The sequence below is a fragment of the Microbacterium sufflavum genome (assembly GCF_023091155.1).
Classification (GTDB): Bacteria; Actinomycetota; Actinomycetes; order Actinomycetales; family Microbacteriaceae; genus Microbacterium; species Microbacterium sufflavum.
In genome coordinates this window covers 1,508,113-1,522,897 of sequence record NZ_JAHWXK010000001.1, presented here as the reverse complement: position 1 = coordinate 1,522,897, position 14,785 = coordinate 1,508,113, and the positions used below count along the sequence as shown (strand labels likewise).

At 71.6% G+C, this 14,785-nt stretch carries 18 protein-coding genes; 5 read left to right on the top strand and 13 right to left on the bottom strand.

Annotation, left to right across the window (positions count from 1 at the left end; genetic code table 11):
- The first annotated feature begins 26 nt into the window (after positions 1-26).
- Complete coding sequence (locus KZC56_RS07480) at positions 27-869, top strand: DUF4097 family beta strand repeat-containing protein (RefSeq protein ID WP_136029189.1); 843 nt, start codon at positions 27-29, stop codon at positions 867-869.
- Positions 866-1,492: a PadR family transcriptional regulator gene (locus KZC56_RS07475; protein WP_206251892.1), complete on the top strand. Its 627-nt coding sequence runs from the start codon at positions 866-868 to the stop codon at positions 1,490-1,492. Before KZC56_RS07480 ends, KZC56_RS07475 begins: the two co-directional genes overlap by 4 nt.
- Positions 1,493-1,697: 205 nt before the next feature.
- On the opposite strand, the gene KZC56_RS07470 is transcribed toward KZC56_RS07475, so the two are convergent.
- Positions 1,698-2,240: a universal stress protein gene (locus KZC56_RS07470; RefSeq protein WP_136029185.1), complete on the bottom strand. Its 543-nt coding sequence runs from the start codon at positions 2,238-2,240 to the stop codon at positions 1,698-1,700.
- A 149-nt stretch (positions 2,241-2,389) separates the two neighbouring features.
- Here KZC56_RS07470 and KZC56_RS07465 point away from each other — a divergent pair, with 149 nt between their 5' ends.
- Positions 2,390-2,581: a DUF3073 domain-containing protein gene (locus KZC56_RS07465; RefSeq protein WP_136029183.1), complete on the top strand. Its 192-nt coding sequence runs from the start codon at positions 2,390-2,392 to the stop codon at positions 2,579-2,581.
- A 55-nt stretch (positions 2,582-2,636) separates the two neighbouring features.
- On the opposite strand, the gene KZC56_RS07460 is transcribed toward KZC56_RS07465, so the two are convergent.
- On the bottom strand, positions 2,637-2,936 hold the full coding sequence (locus tag KZC56_RS07460) for a hypothetical protein (RefSeq protein WP_247638252.1): 300 nt from the start codon (positions 2,934-2,936) through the stop codon (positions 2,637-2,639).
- A 195-nt stretch (positions 2,937-3,131) separates the two neighbouring features.
- Between KZC56_RS07460 and KZC56_RS07455 the strand changes: the two genes are divergently transcribed.
- On the top strand, positions 3,132-3,404 hold the full coding sequence (locus KZC56_RS07455; protein WP_136036063.1) for a hypothetical protein: 273 nt from the start codon (positions 3,132-3,134) through the stop codon (positions 3,402-3,404).
- Positions 3,405-3,409: 5 nt separating this feature from the next.
- Here the strand turns inward: KZC56_RS07455 and KZC56_RS07450 are convergent, their stop codons facing one another.
- The 9 genes from KZC56_RS07450 to KZC56_RS07410 form a co-directional block, all read right to left on the bottom strand.
- Positions 3,410-4,723, bottom strand: a complete 1,314-nt coding sequence (locus KZC56_RS07450) for an MFS transporter (RefSeq protein WP_206251895.1) — start codon at positions 4,721-4,723, stop codon at positions 3,410-3,412.
- Positions 4,720-6,192, bottom strand: coding sequence for an amidophosphoribosyltransferase (gene purF, locus KZC56_RS07445; protein WP_136029176.1), 1,473 nt, complete (start codon positions 6,190-6,192; stop codon positions 4,720-4,722). The genes KZC56_RS07450 and purF overlap by 4 nt, the downstream gene beginning before the upstream one ends.
- Before the next feature lie 6 nt (positions 6,193-6,198).
- Positions 6,199-7,314 (bottom strand): phosphoribosylformylglycinamidine cyclo-ligase, encoded by a 1,116-nt coding sequence (gene purM / locus KZC56_RS07440; RefSeq protein ID WP_247638251.1) that lies wholly within the window; start codon positions 7,312-7,314, stop codon positions 6,199-6,201.
- Positions 7,315-7,338: 24 nt separating this feature from the next.
- Positions 7,339-7,803, bottom strand: coding sequence for a BLUF domain-containing protein (locus KZC56_RS07435; RefSeq protein ID WP_247638250.1), 465 nt, complete (start codon positions 7,801-7,803; stop codon positions 7,339-7,341).
- A complete protein-coding gene (locus KZC56_RS07430) occupies positions 7,800-8,069 on the bottom strand; it encodes a hypothetical protein (RefSeq protein ID WP_136036060.1) in 270 nt (89 codons plus the stop codon). Before KZC56_RS07430 ends, KZC56_RS07435 begins: the two co-directional genes overlap by 4 nt.
- A gap of 1 nt (position 8,070) precedes the next feature.
- On the bottom strand, positions 8,071-8,412 hold the full coding sequence (locus KZC56_RS07425) for a hypothetical protein (protein WP_136029170.1): 342 nt from the start codon (positions 8,410-8,412) through the stop codon (positions 8,071-8,073).
- Positions 8,413-8,538: 126 nt separating this feature from the next.
- A complete protein-coding gene (locus tag KZC56_RS07420; protein ID WP_247638249.1) occupies positions 8,539-9,102 on the bottom strand; it encodes a DUF3618 domain-containing protein in 564 nt (187 codons plus the stop codon).
- On the bottom strand, positions 9,099-9,521 hold the full coding sequence (locus tag KZC56_RS07415; RefSeq protein ID WP_136029164.1) for a phage holin family protein: 423 nt from the start codon (positions 9,519-9,521) through the stop codon (positions 9,099-9,101). The genes KZC56_RS07420 and KZC56_RS07415 overlap by 4 nt, the downstream gene beginning before the upstream one ends.
- Positions 9,518-10,423 (bottom strand): hypothetical protein, encoded by a 906-nt coding sequence (locus KZC56_RS07410; protein ID WP_247638248.1) that lies wholly within the window; start codon positions 10,421-10,423, stop codon positions 9,518-9,520. The genes KZC56_RS07415 and KZC56_RS07410 overlap by 4 nt, the downstream gene beginning before the upstream one ends.
- 152 nt (positions 10,424-10,575) lie before the next feature.
- On the opposite strand from KZC56_RS07410, the gene KZC56_RS07405 reads away from it, so the two are divergent.
- Positions 10,576-11,181, top strand: coding sequence for a zinc-binding alcohol dehydrogenase (locus tag KZC56_RS07405; RefSeq protein ID WP_136045920.1), 606 nt, complete (start codon positions 10,576-10,578; stop codon positions 11,179-11,181).
- Between the two features lie 2 nt (positions 11,182-11,183).
- Here KZC56_RS07405 and KZC56_RS07400 read toward each other — a convergent pair whose 3' ends face one another.
- Positions 11,184-11,501, bottom strand: coding sequence for a potassium transporter Trk (locus KZC56_RS07400; protein WP_247638247.1), 318 nt, complete (start codon positions 11,499-11,501; stop codon positions 11,184-11,186).
- A 97-nt stretch (positions 11,502-11,598) separates the two neighbouring features.
- The gene (locus KZC56_RS17785; RefSeq protein WP_247638246.1) at positions 11,599-14,703 is read right to left on the bottom strand and encodes an HtaA domain-containing protein; all 3,105 of its coding nucleotides are present in this window, start codon (positions 14,701-14,703) and stop codon (positions 11,599-11,601) included.
- Positions 14,704-14,785 lie beyond the last annotated feature (82 nt).

Sequence of the window (14,785 nt, the reverse complement as noted above, 5' to 3'; positions counted from 1 at the left end):
CGTGATTCCGACTCAAGGAGAAGCACATGACCGAGAAGTGGCTCATCGCCCCCGGCGAGGAACGCGTCATCGACATCGAGTCGGCCACCCGGCTCAAGATCGGCCTGGTCGGCGGACAGGTCGACGTCATCGCCCACGACGAACCGGGCATCCGCATCGAGGTGCACGGCGTCACCACGAAGGACCTCCGCATCGAGTCCCACGACGGCGAGGTCGAGATCGACCACCCGCAGCTCGGCTGGGACAACTTCCTCGAGGTGTTCCGCAACTTCGGCTCGGGCGGCCCGCGCGCCGAGGTCAGCGTCGCCGTCCCCCGGTCGATCGCCCTCACCCTCGGCGTCGTCAGCGCCGGCGCCCTCGTCTCCGGCATCCGCAACGACGCCCGCCTCAACACCGTCTCGGGCGACATCATCGTCGACACCCTCATCGGCGACCTCAGCGTCAACTCCGTCTCCGGCGACGTGCAGGTGCGCGGCCTCACCGGCTCCATCAACGCCAACAGCGTCTCGGGCGACGTCGCGGTGACCGGCACCGTGCGCAAGGCGGTCGTCGACATCGTCTCCGGCTCCACGACGATCGACGCCGCGGGCGACGTGAACACCATCACCGTCAACTCGGTGTCGGGCGGCACCACCGTGCGCCTCGACGAGTCGCTCGCCGCGAACTACGTGATCCGCTCGCTCAGCGGCCGCCTCCTGATCGACGGCGTCGAGCGCAGCTCGTCCGGTCCGAGCAACTACACCGGCACCACGGGCGAGCTCGCCGGGCGCTTCGTCGACCTGCGCGCCAACTCCGTCTCCGGCGGGGTCACGGTGCTGCGCCGCACTCCGGCCTCGATCGCCGACGACCCCGAATGGGAGGAAGCATGACTCCCGCGGTCTTCTCGCACGGCGACCTGCGGCTGTACCTGCTGTCACTGCTGGCCGAGTCGCCGCAGCACGGCTACGGCATCATCCAGTCGCTCACCGATCGCACGGGCGGCACCTATACGCCCAGCGCCGGGACCATCTACCCGCGCCTCGCGAAGCTGGAGGAGGAGGGCCTCGTGACCAAGTCCGTCGACGGCCGCACCACGATCTACGCGATCACCGAGGCCGGACGCGCCGAGCTCGCCTCGCGCGAGGCCGACCTCGCGGGTATCGAGGCGGGCATCACCGACTCGGTGCGCCTGATCGCCAACGAGGTGCGCCAGAGCGTGCAGGAGGCGATGAAGAGCCTGCGGGCCGACCTCGCGACCGCGGCGAAGGACGACAGGGCCGCGGCGAAGAGCCGCCCCCGGACGGAGACCGACGACGCGCGCCTCACGAGCCGCGACGAGCTCCACCGCGCGGATGCGATCATCAACGCGTTCCGGGCACGCGTCCGCACCGACCTGCGCACGCACGTGGCGAAGGGCGGGCTGCTCCCCGCGACGATCGTCACCGAGCTCGAGAACGCCCTCGACGAGGCCGCGCGCGGCGTCACCGCGGGCCTGAGCCGGTCGGGATCGTGAACACCCCGCCGCCGGTGGACCCGCCCGCGCGTCCGACACCGGCGGCGGATCGGTCCGCTCCGCAGCTCCCGGCGCCCACGACCGCGGCAACGGCATCCCCGCCGGAGCGCCCCCTCGCACCGGCACGCGGCATCGTCATCCACACGGGCTGACGCGAGAGGGCCCCGTCGACAACGGTCGACGGGGCCCTCTCGCGTCTGTCCGACTACTCGGGCCAGATCTCCTTCTGGTCGTCGGGCACGAGCTCGCCCAGCGGCACCACGAGCACCGAGCGATGCTGGCGATGCGTGAGACGTGCCGCCACCGAGCCGGTGAAGAACTCCCGGATGGACTCGCCGAGGCCGCGCTTGCGCGTGCCGACCACGATCAACTGCGCATCGAGCTTGTTCGCGAGCTGCTTGATCGCCAGCGCCGGATCGCCGACGAGCTGACGGGCGGTCCAGGTGATGCCGCGGTCGCGCAGCTGGGTGGCAGCGGCAGCCTCGACCGCTTCGAACTCCGCCGCTCCCGCGTCGAAGTTGATGTCGATCGGCGCCGAGTGCACGTAGCCGTCGGGGTCCTCGTAGGTCACGAAGCGGGTGACGTCGACGTGCGCGACCACCAGCGGCGCGTTCAGCAGGCGGGCGAAGCGGACGGCCTCGTCGAGCACGCGCGGATCCTGATCCACCTGGATGCCCACGATCACCGCCTTCTGCAGCGCTGCGTTCTGCGTGGCCTCATCGGAGGGGTTCGAGGTGCTGTCGGTCATGAAGATCGCTCCCTTCGGCGGCCCGGCACCGGCCAGGGCGTGTTCCCCGCATGCTATTCTGAATGCTACTCTTACCGGCCGCGAGCCGGTGTCGTGAATGACTCGGGCGCCCGTCTGCCCGCAGCTTAACTCGTGAGGGGGTCTCAGGCATGGGCCGTGGCCGTCAGAAGGCGAAACACACAAAGATCGCCCGCGAACTCAAGGCGTACAGTCCGTCGGTGAACTACTCGGCGCTGGAGCGCGAGCTCGGGCATTCGAGCGACTCCGACGAAGACGCCTACGTCGACAAGTGGGCCGATGAGTACGCGGACGAAGACGAAGACGAACTAGAGAAGGCCTAGCCTCCCGGTTCGAAACACCCGCACCTCGTGCGGGTGTTTCGTCGTGTCCGGGCGGTTACGGGTGCAGGAGTGCGGTCAACGTGCCGGTGAGCACGAGCACCGCCAGCAGCAGGACCCAGCCGAACAGCACGACGAGGTTGAGCGCGATGCCCCACGCCGCGATCGCGTGCCCCCGTGGCTCGCGCTGCCGACCGAGGAGCCCGGCGATCACACCGACCAGTGGCGGGAACAGCGCGAAGCCGCACACGAGCGAGACGACCGCGATGACGACGCTGGAGATGCCGAGGAAGCGCTCACCGGGTTCGTCCGGCTGCGGGGTCGCCGCACCGGTCCTGACTCGGGATGGTGATGTCATGTCCATCGGGCACACTGCTTTCCGGCGGCCACAGACCGCGCTGCACAACGAGAGGTAACACGTTAGGTTACCCCTTCGCCCCGCTCCTCCGCTTCCCAGTGCTGACGCCGGTTCGCGCAGACCAGCCGACGCGTCAGAGCCCCGCGGTTTTCCCAGGGCGGGGACGAGGACTCACGAGCAGTAAAGTTTTACATCATGGAGCGCGCGCGATTGCACTGGTGGATCTTGGCCTTGGCGGCGGCTGGCGCTCTTCTCGGCCTCTTCAGCCCCTGGGCCTTTCTCATCGAAGGCGCCTTGCTCATCCTGGTGATCCATCGCCTCACACGGCGGCCGCCTCGATCAGAAGCGGTCGTCCTCATCGCAGCCGGCGTCATTCTCGCCCTCGTCCTGGTGACGTTCGCGGCGATCGGCATCGCTACCTACTTCTACGAGGGGGTCTCCCACGGGACCTCGGTGCCGATCCGCTAGCGGCGTCACCAGTGGCCGTGCCGGCGCTCCCACTCGTCTTCGATCGTGCGGCGGCGACCGGCGACGATGCCCGCGGGGATCGACACCACGAGCACCGCGGCGACGACCAGCAGCGGCACCTGCCACCCGCCGGTCGTCTCGTGCAGCAGCCCCACCAGCAGCGGGAAGACAGCCGCGATCGCATAGCCGATGCTCTGCACGAACCCGCTCAGCGCGACGGCGCTCTCCGGCGTGCGGGCACGGATGCTCAGCAGCACCAGACTCAGCGGGAACATGATGGCCGTGAGGCCGAAGATCGCCACCCACAGCGGCAGCGCCACGGTCGGCAGGAGCAGCAGCCCGAGCAGCCCCACCAGTCCCGCCGCGACCGCCACCAGGAACAGCGGCCGCGTCGCCTGGAACCGCACCACGAGCACGGGCACCAGCATCGAGCAGGGCAGCCCGACCAGAGCGAACAGCGACAGCAGGAAGCCCGCGGTAGCCGGGCTGACGCCACCCAGGTCGACCAGGATCGTCGGCAGCCACGCGAACGCCACGTACGCCATGGTCGACGAGGTGCCGAACACGAGCGCGAGGGCCCACGCCAGCGGCAGCCGCCAGAGCCGCCCGAACACGCGCGGGCTCGCCGACTGGGTCGTGATCGGTCCGGTCGAGGCGGCGACCGCGTCACGCACATCGTCCACGCCGTCGGTCGGGTCGGGCGTCAGGAGCTCGGTGGGCATCGGACGATCGCGCTCCCCGCGCGTGCGCACCAGCAGCGTGACCCAGGGCACCAGCGCCAGCGCCGCCACCACGCCCCACATGCCGAGGGAGATGCGCCAGCCGAGCGAGTCGGCCACGGGCACCGCGACCAGCGGCGGCAGGAACGTGGAGACCGCGAGCGTGGTCGAGTACGCGGTCATCATGACGCCGAGACGGTCGGCGAAGTACTTCTTCACCAGCGGCGGCAGCAGCACGTTGCCCGAACCGACGCCCGCGAACACCACGGCCGTCGCCGCGAGCAGGCTCCACGAGTCCGGGGCCAGACCACGCAGCAGCATCCCGGCCGCCATCAGCACGATCGCCACGACGGCCATCCGCTCCAGGCCGAACCGACGCTCGAACAGCGGCGTCAGCAGGCCGAACAGCGCGAAGCACACCGGCGGCGCCGCCCCGATCAGCCCCACGATCACGGACGAGACCGGGAAGTCCTCCGCGACGTGGTCGAGCACGGGAGACAGCGAGGCGACCGCGGACCGCAGCGAGAACGCGACCAGCACGATCCCGACCAGCGCGAGAGCCCGACCCTGCCAGAGCGGCCGCGCGCTCGGCGCCGTCATGAGGTCTGCGACCCCTCCACCCAGGCGAGGTATTCGTCGGTGACGGTGCCGGTGACGTATCGGCCGTCGAAGCAGCTCATGTCGAGATCCTCCAGCACGGAGCCCTCGGTGATCGCGGCCTTCAGGTCGTCGACCTCCTGGTACACCAGGTGGTCGCAGCCCAGCTCCTCCGCGATCTCGGGGATCGTGCGGCCGTGCGCGATCAGCTCGTGCCGCGACGGCATGTTGATGCCGTACACGTGCGGGTGCCGCACGGGCGGGGCCGCCGAGGCGAAGGTCACCGAGGAGGCGCCGGCGTCGCGGGCCATCTGGATGATCTCCTTCGACGTGGTGCCGCGCACGATCGAGTCGTCGATCAGCAGCACGTTCTTGCCCTGGAACTCGGCCGACATCGCGTTGAGCTTCTGGCGCACGCTCTTCTTGCGCACCGCCTGCCCCGGCATGATGAACGTGCGGCCCACATAGCGGTTCTTGTAGAAGCCCTCGCGGTACTCGATGCCGAGCTTGCGGGCCACCTCCATCGCGGCCGGGCGCGAGGAGTCGGGGATGGGCATGACCACGTCGATCTTGTCCATCGGCACGTGCTTGGCGATCGTGTCGGCCAGCTTGTCGCCCATGCGCAGGCGCGACTCGTAGACCGAGATGCCGTTCATGATCGAGTCGGGGCGGGCGAGGTACACGTACTCGAACGCGCACGGCGCGAGATGCGTCTCCGTGGCGCACTGCCGCGTGAACAGCTCGCCGTCGTTCGTGATGAACACGGCCTCGCCGGGCTCGACCTCGCGCACGACCTCGTAGTCGGCGTTCTCCAGCACCAGCGACTCGCTCGCGACGACCCACTCGTCGCGTCCCTCCGCGCCGGGCACGGTCGACGGACGGCGGCCCAGGATCAGCGGCCGGATGCCGAACGGGTCGCGGAACGCCAGCAGACCGTAGCCCGCGATCACCGCGATCACCGCATACGCGCCCTCGATGCGCTCGTGGGTGCGGGCGACCGCCTCGAAGATGCGCTCCGGGTCGAGGTCGACCGTCGACGTGGTGGCCTGCAGCTCGCCCGCGAGCACATTGAGCAGCAGCTCGGTGTCGCTCGACGAGTTCAGGTGACGGCGGTCGCGCTTCGCCATCTCCGCCGTGAGCTCACGGGTGTTCGTGAGGTTGCCGTTGTGGATGAGGATGATGCCGTACGGCGCGTTCACGTAGAACGGCTGCATCTCCTCCTCGCTCGACGCGGTGCCCTTGGTGGCGTAGCGCACGTGGCCGAGGCCGACGTTGCCGAGCAGCGCGCGCATGTCGCGGGTGCGGAACGCCTCGCGCACCATGCCCTGCGCCTTCGCGTTGTGCATCACGCCGTTGGCCTCCGCCGTGGCGATGCCCGTCGCGTCCTGCCCGCGATGCTGCAGCAGCAGGAGCGCGTCGTAGATGTCCTGATTGACCGGGGCTGTCCCCACCATTCCGACGATGCCGCACATGGGGTGTTACTTCGCTCCGTCCGCGTAGGCGCCCATCAGGCGCACCGCTCCACCGTCGACGCCCTTGGCGCCCTGCTCGAACTCGCCGGTCGGCCGCGGGCCGAAGCCGACGGTGCCGACCTGCCACGCGGGCATGCCCTCGGCGTCCAGCGCCGCGATCGCCGCGTCTTTCTTGTCGCCGGCGACCACCGCGAGGAAGCCGACGCCCAGGTTCCAGGTGCCCTCGGCCGACTCCAGCGTCGACCCGGCGATGTCGCTCAGCACGCGGAACACCGGGCTGGGCGACCACGTGCCGCGGTCGACCTCGGCCCAGCTGCCCTGCGGGAGCACGCGCGCGAGGTTCGCCGCGATGCCGCCGCCGGTCACGTGACTCAGGGCGTGCACGCCGCCCGCGAGCTGCTCGATCAGGCGCAGCAGCGGCAGCGTGTACAGGCGGGTGGGCTCCAGCAGGGCCTCGCCCCACGTGGTGCCGAAGTCGGCGGCGGTGTCGGCGTACGAGATGCCGGCGCCCGTGATGATGTGACGCACGAGCGAGTAGCCATTGGAGTGCAGGCCGCTGGAGGCGACCGCGATCACCGCATCGCCGTCCTGCACGCGCTCGGCGCCGAGGATCGCATCCGCCTCGACCACGCCGGTCGCGGCTCCCGCCACGTCGTAGTCGCGCGGTCCGAGAAGTCCGGGGTGCTCGGCCGTCTCGCCACCGACCAGCGCGGTGCCGGTGGCCGCGCACGCCCCGGCGATGCCGCGGACGATGTCGGCGATGCGCTCGGGCACGACCTTGCCGCACGCGATGTAGTCGGTCATGAAGAGGGGCTTCGCACCCACCACGACGATGTCGTCGACGACCATGCCGACCAGGTCCTGCCCGATCGTGTCGTGCTTGTCGATCGCCTGGGCGATCGCGACCTTGGTGCCGACGCCGTCGGTGCTGGTCGCCAGCAGCGGACGCCGGAAGTCGCGCAGCGCGCTCGCGTCGAAGAGGCCGGCGAAACCGCCGACGCCGCCGAGCACTTCGGGTCCGTGCGTCGCGCGCACGGACGACTTCATCAGCTCGACCGCGAGATCGCCGGCAGCAGTATCGACACCGGCTTCGGAATAGGGGTTGGTGGGGGAGGCAGCCACTCGAACAGCCTACCGCCCGCAGCCCTACCGGATCTCCAGAGCCTCGGCCCGCTGCGCGGCCTGCCGCACGCGGAACCACATCGTGAGCTCCATGAGCGCCCGGCCGATCATGTCGTGGTCGCCGACGCGCAGATCGTCGAACGAGTCGCGGTACCCCTCGGCCAGGCGCGGCTCGGCGGCCACCATCGGCTGATACCCCATCGTCCAGTCCGCGAACCGGCGCTCGTGCAGCGGTTCGCGCAGGAGCACCCGCACGTCGTGGTGACGCGGATCCTCGGCGATGCGGGTCATGAGCGCCTCGACCACGCCCTCCTCGCCCTCGAGGATCTGCACGAACTCGCCCTCGCGGTACAGGAGGAGACCGGTGATCTCGCGCGCCTGGTTCGCCGCGCGGCTCGAGGCGAGCAGGGCCTCGAGCTCGTCGTCGTCGAACGCGCGGGTGGCGGTGCTGCAGTAGACGAGCGAGAGCAGCGCGTGGTCGGTCGTCATCCGAGGTGTCCCCCTGCGGCGGTGTCGTCCGTCATGGCCTCGGTCACCGCGGCGATGGCCGTGTGATGGTCGGTGAAGTCGCCGATGATCTGTGAGGCGGAGTCGAAGGCGCGCCACAGGCCCCCGGGCTGGCGGTCGACGTAGCCGAGGAAGGTCCCGGCGTGGCTGCCCACGTAGAACCCGTCCGCGACCGACGCCCACAGCGCCTTCGACGGTGTGTGCGCGGCGCCCTCCTCGGGCACGTCGAGCGTCTGCGGATGCGACACGTCAGACTCCGCGGTCCAGGTCGAGGTCGATCGCCGGCAGTCCGTCGTCGTCGACATCCCCGTCCTCGGCCGTCGGCTTCGGGTAGAAACGGTGCTCGCGCAGGGCTGCCGCGTCCGCGGAGAAGTCCGGGTCGTCGCCGTTCGACGACTGCGGACCGACCAGGAGGTCGTTCCCGACGCCGACGATCAGGTCGGCGCTGTCCTTCTCCCCGTCCACGTGGATCGGGATCTGCACGGCCGCGGACTCGCCCTCGCTGGCGAGGGAGGCGGCCAGGGTGACCAGGGCGTCCGCCACGTCGTCCGTCGTGACGACCTGCTGCCCGGCGTAGGAGACGAGTTTCATGATCATGACCCTGTCATGAGGGAGCCGGTCGGAGAACGGGCTTGCGCCCGGAGCCCCCGACCGGCTACAGAGCCCGGGGGTCCGGTGCCGTGCCGCGGCATCGGACCCCGGGGGAGCGCTCGCCGATCAGCTTCCGGTGACGGTGTCGCGGGCGTCCTGCGCACTGCCCTTGACCTCGTCCACCGCGTGGGTCGCGTCATCGCGGATGTGCTCGGCGGCACCGGCGGCCTCGTCTTTCACGGCCGCGAACGCCTCCTGCGCCGGCTCCTTGAGATCCTCGCCCACGGTCTTCGCGACCTCGGTGACCTCGTCGACCAGCGGCTGGGCCTTCTCCTTCAGCTCGCCCGCCAGCTCCTTCTCCTTCGTGGAGGACGGGATGACGGCGGCGACGACGAGCCCGGCGGCGAAGGCCATGAGCCCCACCGCGAGCGGGTTGCCCTGCGCCTTCCCCACGGCGTGCCGGCCGGCATCCGCCACCGAGGACGACGCGTCGCCCACGTGACCGCCCGCGTCGTCGGCCACGCCCATGACGCGGTCGACCACGGAGCGCGCGGCACCCTTCATCTTCTGCGTCTGCCGGTGCACGACCTTCGAGGGGGTGACCTTGTCGGCGAGCGCGTCGACGTCCCTGCCGAACTCCGCCCTGGTCCGCTCGATGTCCGCGCGGATCGCGTCGGGTGAATCGCTCATTTGTTCTCCTCATTCCTCTTCACGGCATCGGGGATCCGCTTGAGGCTGTCCACCGTGCGCGGCGCCCCCTCGATGCTCTTCAACTGCGTGCGTCCCGCCAGGAACAGGACCAGGGCGACCAGCGCCCAGATGACCGCGACGATCACGGCCGACCAGCCGAGACCGGTCACGTAGTAGCCGAGACCCCACCACAGCGCGACGGAGAGGAAGAAGACGGCCATCATCGCGCCGTAGCCCGCCCCGCCGAGCATGCCCGCTCCGCGGCCGGCCCGCGTCGCGGACTGCTTGAGTTCCGCCTTCGCGAGTTCCAGCTCCTGTCGCATCAGCGTGGACAGGTCGCTCGTGACCTCGCTGAGCAGGTCGCCCAGCGAGGTGGTCTCCGCCTTCTGCTCCGAAGGCGTCGGGGTGGCGTCGGTCATGGTCGCTCCTCGTCACCCGGTGCGCGGTTGGCCGCGTCCGTCCTGTCGTAGAGCGGGGTGTCGCCGCGGTCCTCGTCACGGGTCACACCCCAGGGCGCGGTACCCGCATCGATGCCGCTCATCCCATCGGGGGCACCCGGCACGGTGCCGTCGGTCGGCAGTGGCGGCTGGCCGAGCGTGGTGCTGCCGCCCGTGTCCGAGGCTCCGGCCGCACCGACACCGGCACCCGCGCCCGCGCTCGTCGCGGAACCGGGAACCGTCGCCGGCGTCGTCGCCGCGGGGTCGAGGTTCGGGGTGGCTCCCGCTCCCGAGAGGCCAGAGGCGGTCGCCCCCGGCACCGCGGTGGTGGAGGCGGCGCCGGCGGTCGGCGTCGACGTGTCGGAACCCGACTCCGCCGCCCCCTCGGACAGCGCCCGGGTCAGGCGTCCCACGACGAGTCCGGCCACGGCGGCGACCGCGATGAACGTGCCCGGCTTGGCCCGCGCGTACGACTTCACCTCGGTCAGCAGCGACCCAGGGTCACGGTCGCCGATCCAGCCGGCGATGCCCTGGATGCGGGTGGAGGCCTGACGGACCAGATCCGCCGCGACCCCGCCCTCGGCGTTCTGCGCCATCGAGCCGAGCTCTCCGCCGACCGACCGCAGCCCGTCCGCGACGCGACGCTGCTGGATCGCCGCCTGCTCCGACAGCTCGGCCGTGGTCTGGTGGTACAGGTCGCGGATCTGGTCCTTCGCCTCGTGCGCGACAGCGCCGGCCTCGGCCTTCGCGGTCTCGACGACCCCCGCCGCCTCGTCCTTCGCGGTACCGGCGACCCCGGCCGCCTCGTGCGCGGCGGTCTTCACGGTCCCCGGCGACTCGTCCGTGCCGCCGCCGGCGACACCCTGTGCATTGCTCTGCGACATCGTTCTTCCTCTCGACTCCGCGCCGACGGCCGCCGACGTGCAGGCAGGTCTACTCCCCCCTCCGGGTATCACGGCGAGGGTTGACGCGGCTCGTCCAGGGGTTTACCTTGCGAGGACGCCGAGCCCGGTGCACCGCCCCCTACGATGGGCGCATGGCCGACAAGCCGCAGTGGCTCATCCGCGAGGACGCGAGCGTCCCCGTGCTGGTCGCGCTCGCCCTGCGGCAGCTGCTGGGCATCCGCGCGCCGGAGGACCTGCCCACCCTCCGGGAGCTCCCCGTGCGAGCGCCGGATGCCGTGGACGCCTCGCCCGCCATCGAGGCGCAGTGGCGCGACTACTGGGACATGACGGTCGAGCCGCGGGCGCATCACTCCGGGGTGCCGCTCGAGCTCATCGACGGGTTCGAGACGCTCGTCGCGCTGCCCGCGACCGGGGCCGACGAGCTCGCCGCGGCGATCCGGCCGCACGCCGCGACCGCCCTGCGCTTCGCCCACGCGGCGCACGACCGCTACGTCGGCGCCATGACCAGCCACACGGGCGGCGACGCGTACCGCGCCTATGCGAGCGCGATCGCGGAGTTCGAGCGGGAGATCGGCCGGCGCGCCCACTCGTTCGAGCTGAACGTGCAGGTGCTCCCGCTGTCACAGCGGGGCATCTGGTGGATCGGGGCACTGTCGGTCGCGGTGACCGACGGCCTGCGGCGTGACGTGGTGGCGTTCGACGCGGCCATCCGGCCCGTGATCGCCGAGCTGGCCTGAGCTCAGTCCTCGCCGTCGACGACGGTCTCGCGGTCGACCTTCACCACGCGGTCGTGGCGCCGCGCGACCCGCTCCAGCACGAGCCCAGCGACCCCGCCGAGCGCGAGACCGATCGGCACGGTCCACAGCAGCAGGAACCCGAACACCTGACCGGGGGGATACACCACGTCGAGCGCCTGCGACTCGTCGTAGCTGCCCATCATCGTGAGGATGCCCGCGACGACGACCCCGAGCACGACCCCGATGCCCATGAGCACGCCGTACCGCGGCACACGGCGCACGGTCACTTCGACGGTCTGGTGGGAATCCTGGGGGGCCATGTCTCCATTGTCCCACCGTCCGGGCGGGTCGGGCACCCGGCCCCCTGCGCTCCCGCCCTCCCCCGGTCGTCCGGGAGAGGGCGGGTGCGTCCGCGGCTCAGCCCTCGGTGGTCTCCGGCGCGGCCTGTGCCGTGCGGCTGCGGCGGGCGATCAGCACGCCTCCCCCGGCGGCGAGCGCCACGACGACGAGGCCGCCGACGATCCACGGCCAGACCGGTGCACCCTCCGTGTCGGCCGGCTCCGTCACCGCGGTGACCGCCGCGCTCGCCTCCGCGTCCGCCTCCGGCTCCTCCGCCACGGCCGTGCCGCACGCGGTGTCGACGGGGATCACGGCGGTCACCGGGTCGAGCTGCTCCCCCGCCTGATACGTGCCGAAGGCCGCGGCCCCCGCCTCGGTGAGCGTCGTGGCCACCGCGTCCAGCCGGAGCGCGCCGTCGACGACCGCGGCGTCCGCGAGCGGGAACTCCGCGAGTCGCACGCCCTGCTGGTCGACGCTCTCCCCGGCCTGCGTGGTGCCGGTCACGTCGAACACCAGGTAGCCGGTGTCGCCCGCGAGCTCGACCCTGGCGTTCCCGAGCGTCGTGTTCAGCGCACCGTCGTGACCCGTGAACGCGATGCTGCCGCCGTAGGTGACGAGCCCGGTGAGCGCGGTGCCGTCGAGCGAGCCCGCACCGTTCTCCCACACGAAGTCGGGGTAACGGTACGCCACGTCGGTCAGGGTCCAGCCACCCTTCGCAATGCCCTCGATGTAGGTGCGGAACGACTCCTTGTACCCCCAGTTCAGCGTCGCCGCCTCGACCGTGCACGCGCCGATGGCGGCGGTCGCGCGAGCGAGGGTGAACGCGAGACCGCGGTCGACCGACCCCTGGAACGTGAGCGTGTGCGCGCCGTCCTCGAGCGCGGCGGGCAGGGCGCCCGACCAGGTCGCGACACCCGAGGCATCGGCGGTCACGGTGTCGAGCAGCACGGGCGTGGAGTACACCACGACCTTGATGCCCTCCTCGTTGGGGCGGAACCCGGAGGCGGTGACGGTGGCCGGCTGCCCGGACGCGAGCGCGGCGAGGTTCTGCTCGTCGACGTCGATGCCCTCGCTCGCCGGCGGGGTCGCGGGGAGCGCTGCCCGCTTCACGACCGCGGCGGCGGCGACGGTGCCGGTCGACCCCGAGGGTGCCGCGGCGGCCGAGCCGATCGTGAACGTGACCGGGTCGAGCGTGGTGGAGTAGCCCGAGAGCACGCGGTCACGACCGGCAGCCGTCAGCGTGGCGGGGGCGCCCGAGTAGGTCACGGCTCCGTTCGCCGTGATCCGGGCCGCGCGCGTCAGGTCGAGCGTCGCGAACGGCACCTGCGCGCCGCCGCTGCTCACGTACACCGTCGCTGCTCCCGCCGAGGTCGCCCGCACCACGGGGTCGGAGACCGTGACGTCGAGCACGCCGTGGTGACCGGTGAAGCGCACGGCGCCGCGGTAGACCACGCTGCCGAGGCCGGTGCTCGCGTCGTAGTCGCCGCCGACGGTCTGCCCGAACTGGAACTGTCCGCCGGAGCGCGTCGCGCCGCCGGACACCTGGATGGCGCCCTGCGCGATGGGACCGGCGACGTAGTTCGCGAACGACGTGGAGATGGCCCAGCGCAGCGAGCCGCCCGGCACGCTCACCGGCGGCGTCGTCGGCGTCACGGGCGGCTTCGGCTCCGCCGGCTCCTCCGGCTCGTCGCCGAGCAGCGCCGTCCACTGCGCGTCGGTGATCGTGACCGCGGCGCGCGCGTGGATCGTGGCGTCGTTCGGCATCGTGTGCTGCTTCCACACGATCACCTCGTAGGTCTGGGTGCGGTCGAGGTTCTTCGCGGCGGTGTTCAGGTCGACCGTGAACGCACCGGCGTCGATGTTCCGCACGTACTGCATCGCGAGGAAGCCGCCGCCGGCCGTGACGTCGGCCTCGGTCCCCGCCTCGATGAGCGCCACGTAGGCGCCGGTGACCGCGCCGAGCTTCGCCGCGGCTGCCGTGACGGTCAGGCCGTCCTTCGCGGTGGCGGACTCCACCGACGCGGTGAGCGTGGGGGCGATGCGGTAGTCCAGGGCGACGCTGCGCTCCTGGTCGGCGTTGCGCACACCGCCTGCCGCATAGGTGTAGACGCCGTAGGAGCCGGGGGTCGCGGGCGTGTCCTTCAGGGTGAGCGTCACCTGGAACGAGCCGTCGGTGGAGATGTCGACCCACTGCGCACGGATCGCGCCCTGATACTGCGCGGGCACCTGGTCCAGCACACCCTCGGCGAGCGCCCAGGCCTGGGCACCGACGGAGCGTGTCGACGATGCGGCGCCCGTGGACGGCTGCCAGTCCGCACCGAAGTTGCCGAACACCACGTAGGTGCCCTGCGGCAGGTGCGCGGGGATGGGCACGCCGCGCCCGCCGACGTTCGCGGTCGGGTCGTAGCCGCTGCCCTTCACGACGATCCGGTCACCGGCCCTGAGCGCGACGCCGGTCGCGGGGGTCACGCCGTCGGCGAGGAACACCTCGATCGCCGCGGACGGCTCGCCCTCTCCGGGATCGGTACCCGGATCGGTACCCGGATCCGTCTCGCCCGGGTCGGTCTCGCCCGGGTCGGTCTCCCCGGGATCGGTGCCCGGGTCGGTCTCACCGGGGTCCGTCTCTCCCGGGTCGGTCTCACCGGGATCGGTGCCCGGGTCGGTCTCCCCGGGATCGGTGCCCGGGTCGGTCTCGCCGGGATCGGTCGGCGTGGTGCCGAACAGGGCATCCCACTGTGCCGCCGAGATCGCCACGTCGCCGCGGCCGTAGATGGTCGTCTCGTTCGGGTTGGAGTGCTGCTGCCATACGAGCACCTCGTACGCCTTCGTGCGGTCGAGCGATCCCACGGCGGCGGTGAGGGCGAAGCTGCTCGCGCCGCCCTCCACGCGCGGGAACGGCAGCGCGAACGCGGCGTAGCCGCCGGACCCGGTCAGACCGCTCTCGGTGCCCTTCACGATGAGCGCGGCGTAGGCGCCGGTCACGTCGGGCAGACCGCTCGCCTGCACCTGCACGGTGAGACCGGCGGTGTCTGCGGAGGTGACGGTGGGGGTCACGGTTCCGCCGGCGGCGTGCGCGGGTGGGACGATCACCGCCCCGGCGGCGATGAGGAGGACGGAGATCAGGGCGGCGAGCAGGGCGCGCAGGCGCGGGCTCCCGGGGGATGCGATGGCTGTGTCGTTCACGATTCTCCACGGCCGCCGGGCGCTCGGGAGCGCTCCGGCGAGGCCGCACGGGCAGTCGGGCGAGGATGGGATGTTGGTTAGG

Coding starts and splice junctions, on each gene's coding strand:
- KZC56_RS07480 (WP_136029189.1), top strand. CDS start 27: ATGACCGAGAAGTGGCTCATCGCCCCCGGCGAGGAACGCGTCATCGAC.
- KZC56_RS07475 (WP_206251892.1), top strand. CDS start 866: ATGACTCCCGCGGTCTTCTCGCACGGCGACCTGCGGCTGTACCTGCTG.
- KZC56_RS07470 (WP_136029185.1), bottom strand. CDS start 2,240: ATGACCGACAGCACCTCGAACCCCTCCGATGAGGCCACGCAGAACGCA.
- KZC56_RS07465 (WP_136029183.1), top strand. CDS start 2,390: ATGGGCCGTGGCCGTCAGAAGGCGAAACACACAAAGATCGCCCGCGAA.
- KZC56_RS07460 (WP_247638252.1), bottom strand. CDS start 2,936: ATGACATCACCATCCCGAGTCAGGACCGGTGCGGCGACCCCGCAGCCG.
- KZC56_RS07455 (WP_136036063.1), top strand. CDS start 3,132: ATGGAGCGCGCGCGATTGCACTGGTGGATCTTGGCCTTGGCGGCGGCT.
- KZC56_RS07450 (WP_206251895.1), bottom strand. CDS start 4,723: ATGACGGCGCCGAGCGCGCGGCCGCTCTGGCAGGGTCGGGCTCTCGCG.
- purF (WP_136029176.1), bottom strand. CDS start 6,192: ATGTGCGGCATCGTCGGAATGGTGGGGACAGCCCCGGTCAATCAGGAC.
- KZC56_RS07435 (WP_247638250.1), bottom strand. CDS start 7,803: ATGACGACCGACCACGCGCTGCTCTCGCTCGTCTACTGCAGCACCGCC.
- KZC56_RS07425 (WP_136029170.1), bottom strand. CDS start 8,412: ATGAAACTCGTCTCCTACGCCGGGCAGCAGGTCGTCACGACGGACGAC.
- KZC56_RS07420 (WP_247638249.1), bottom strand. CDS start 9,102: ATGAGCGATTCACCCGACGCGATCCGCGCGGACATCGAGCGGACCAGG.
- KZC56_RS07415 (WP_136029164.1), bottom strand. CDS start 9,521: ATGACCGACGCCACCCCGACGCCTTCGGAGCAGAAGGCGGAGACCACC.
- KZC56_RS07410 (WP_247638248.1), bottom strand. CDS start 10,423: ATGTCGCAGAGCAATGCACAGGGTGTCGCCGGCGGCGGCACGGACGAG.
- KZC56_RS07405 (WP_136045920.1), top strand. CDS start 10,576: ATGGCCGACAAGCCGCAGTGGCTCATCCGCGAGGACGCGAGCGTCCCC.
- KZC56_RS07400 (WP_247638247.1), bottom strand. CDS start 11,501: ATGGCCCCCCAGGATTCCCACCAGACCGTCGAAGTGACCGTGCGCCGT.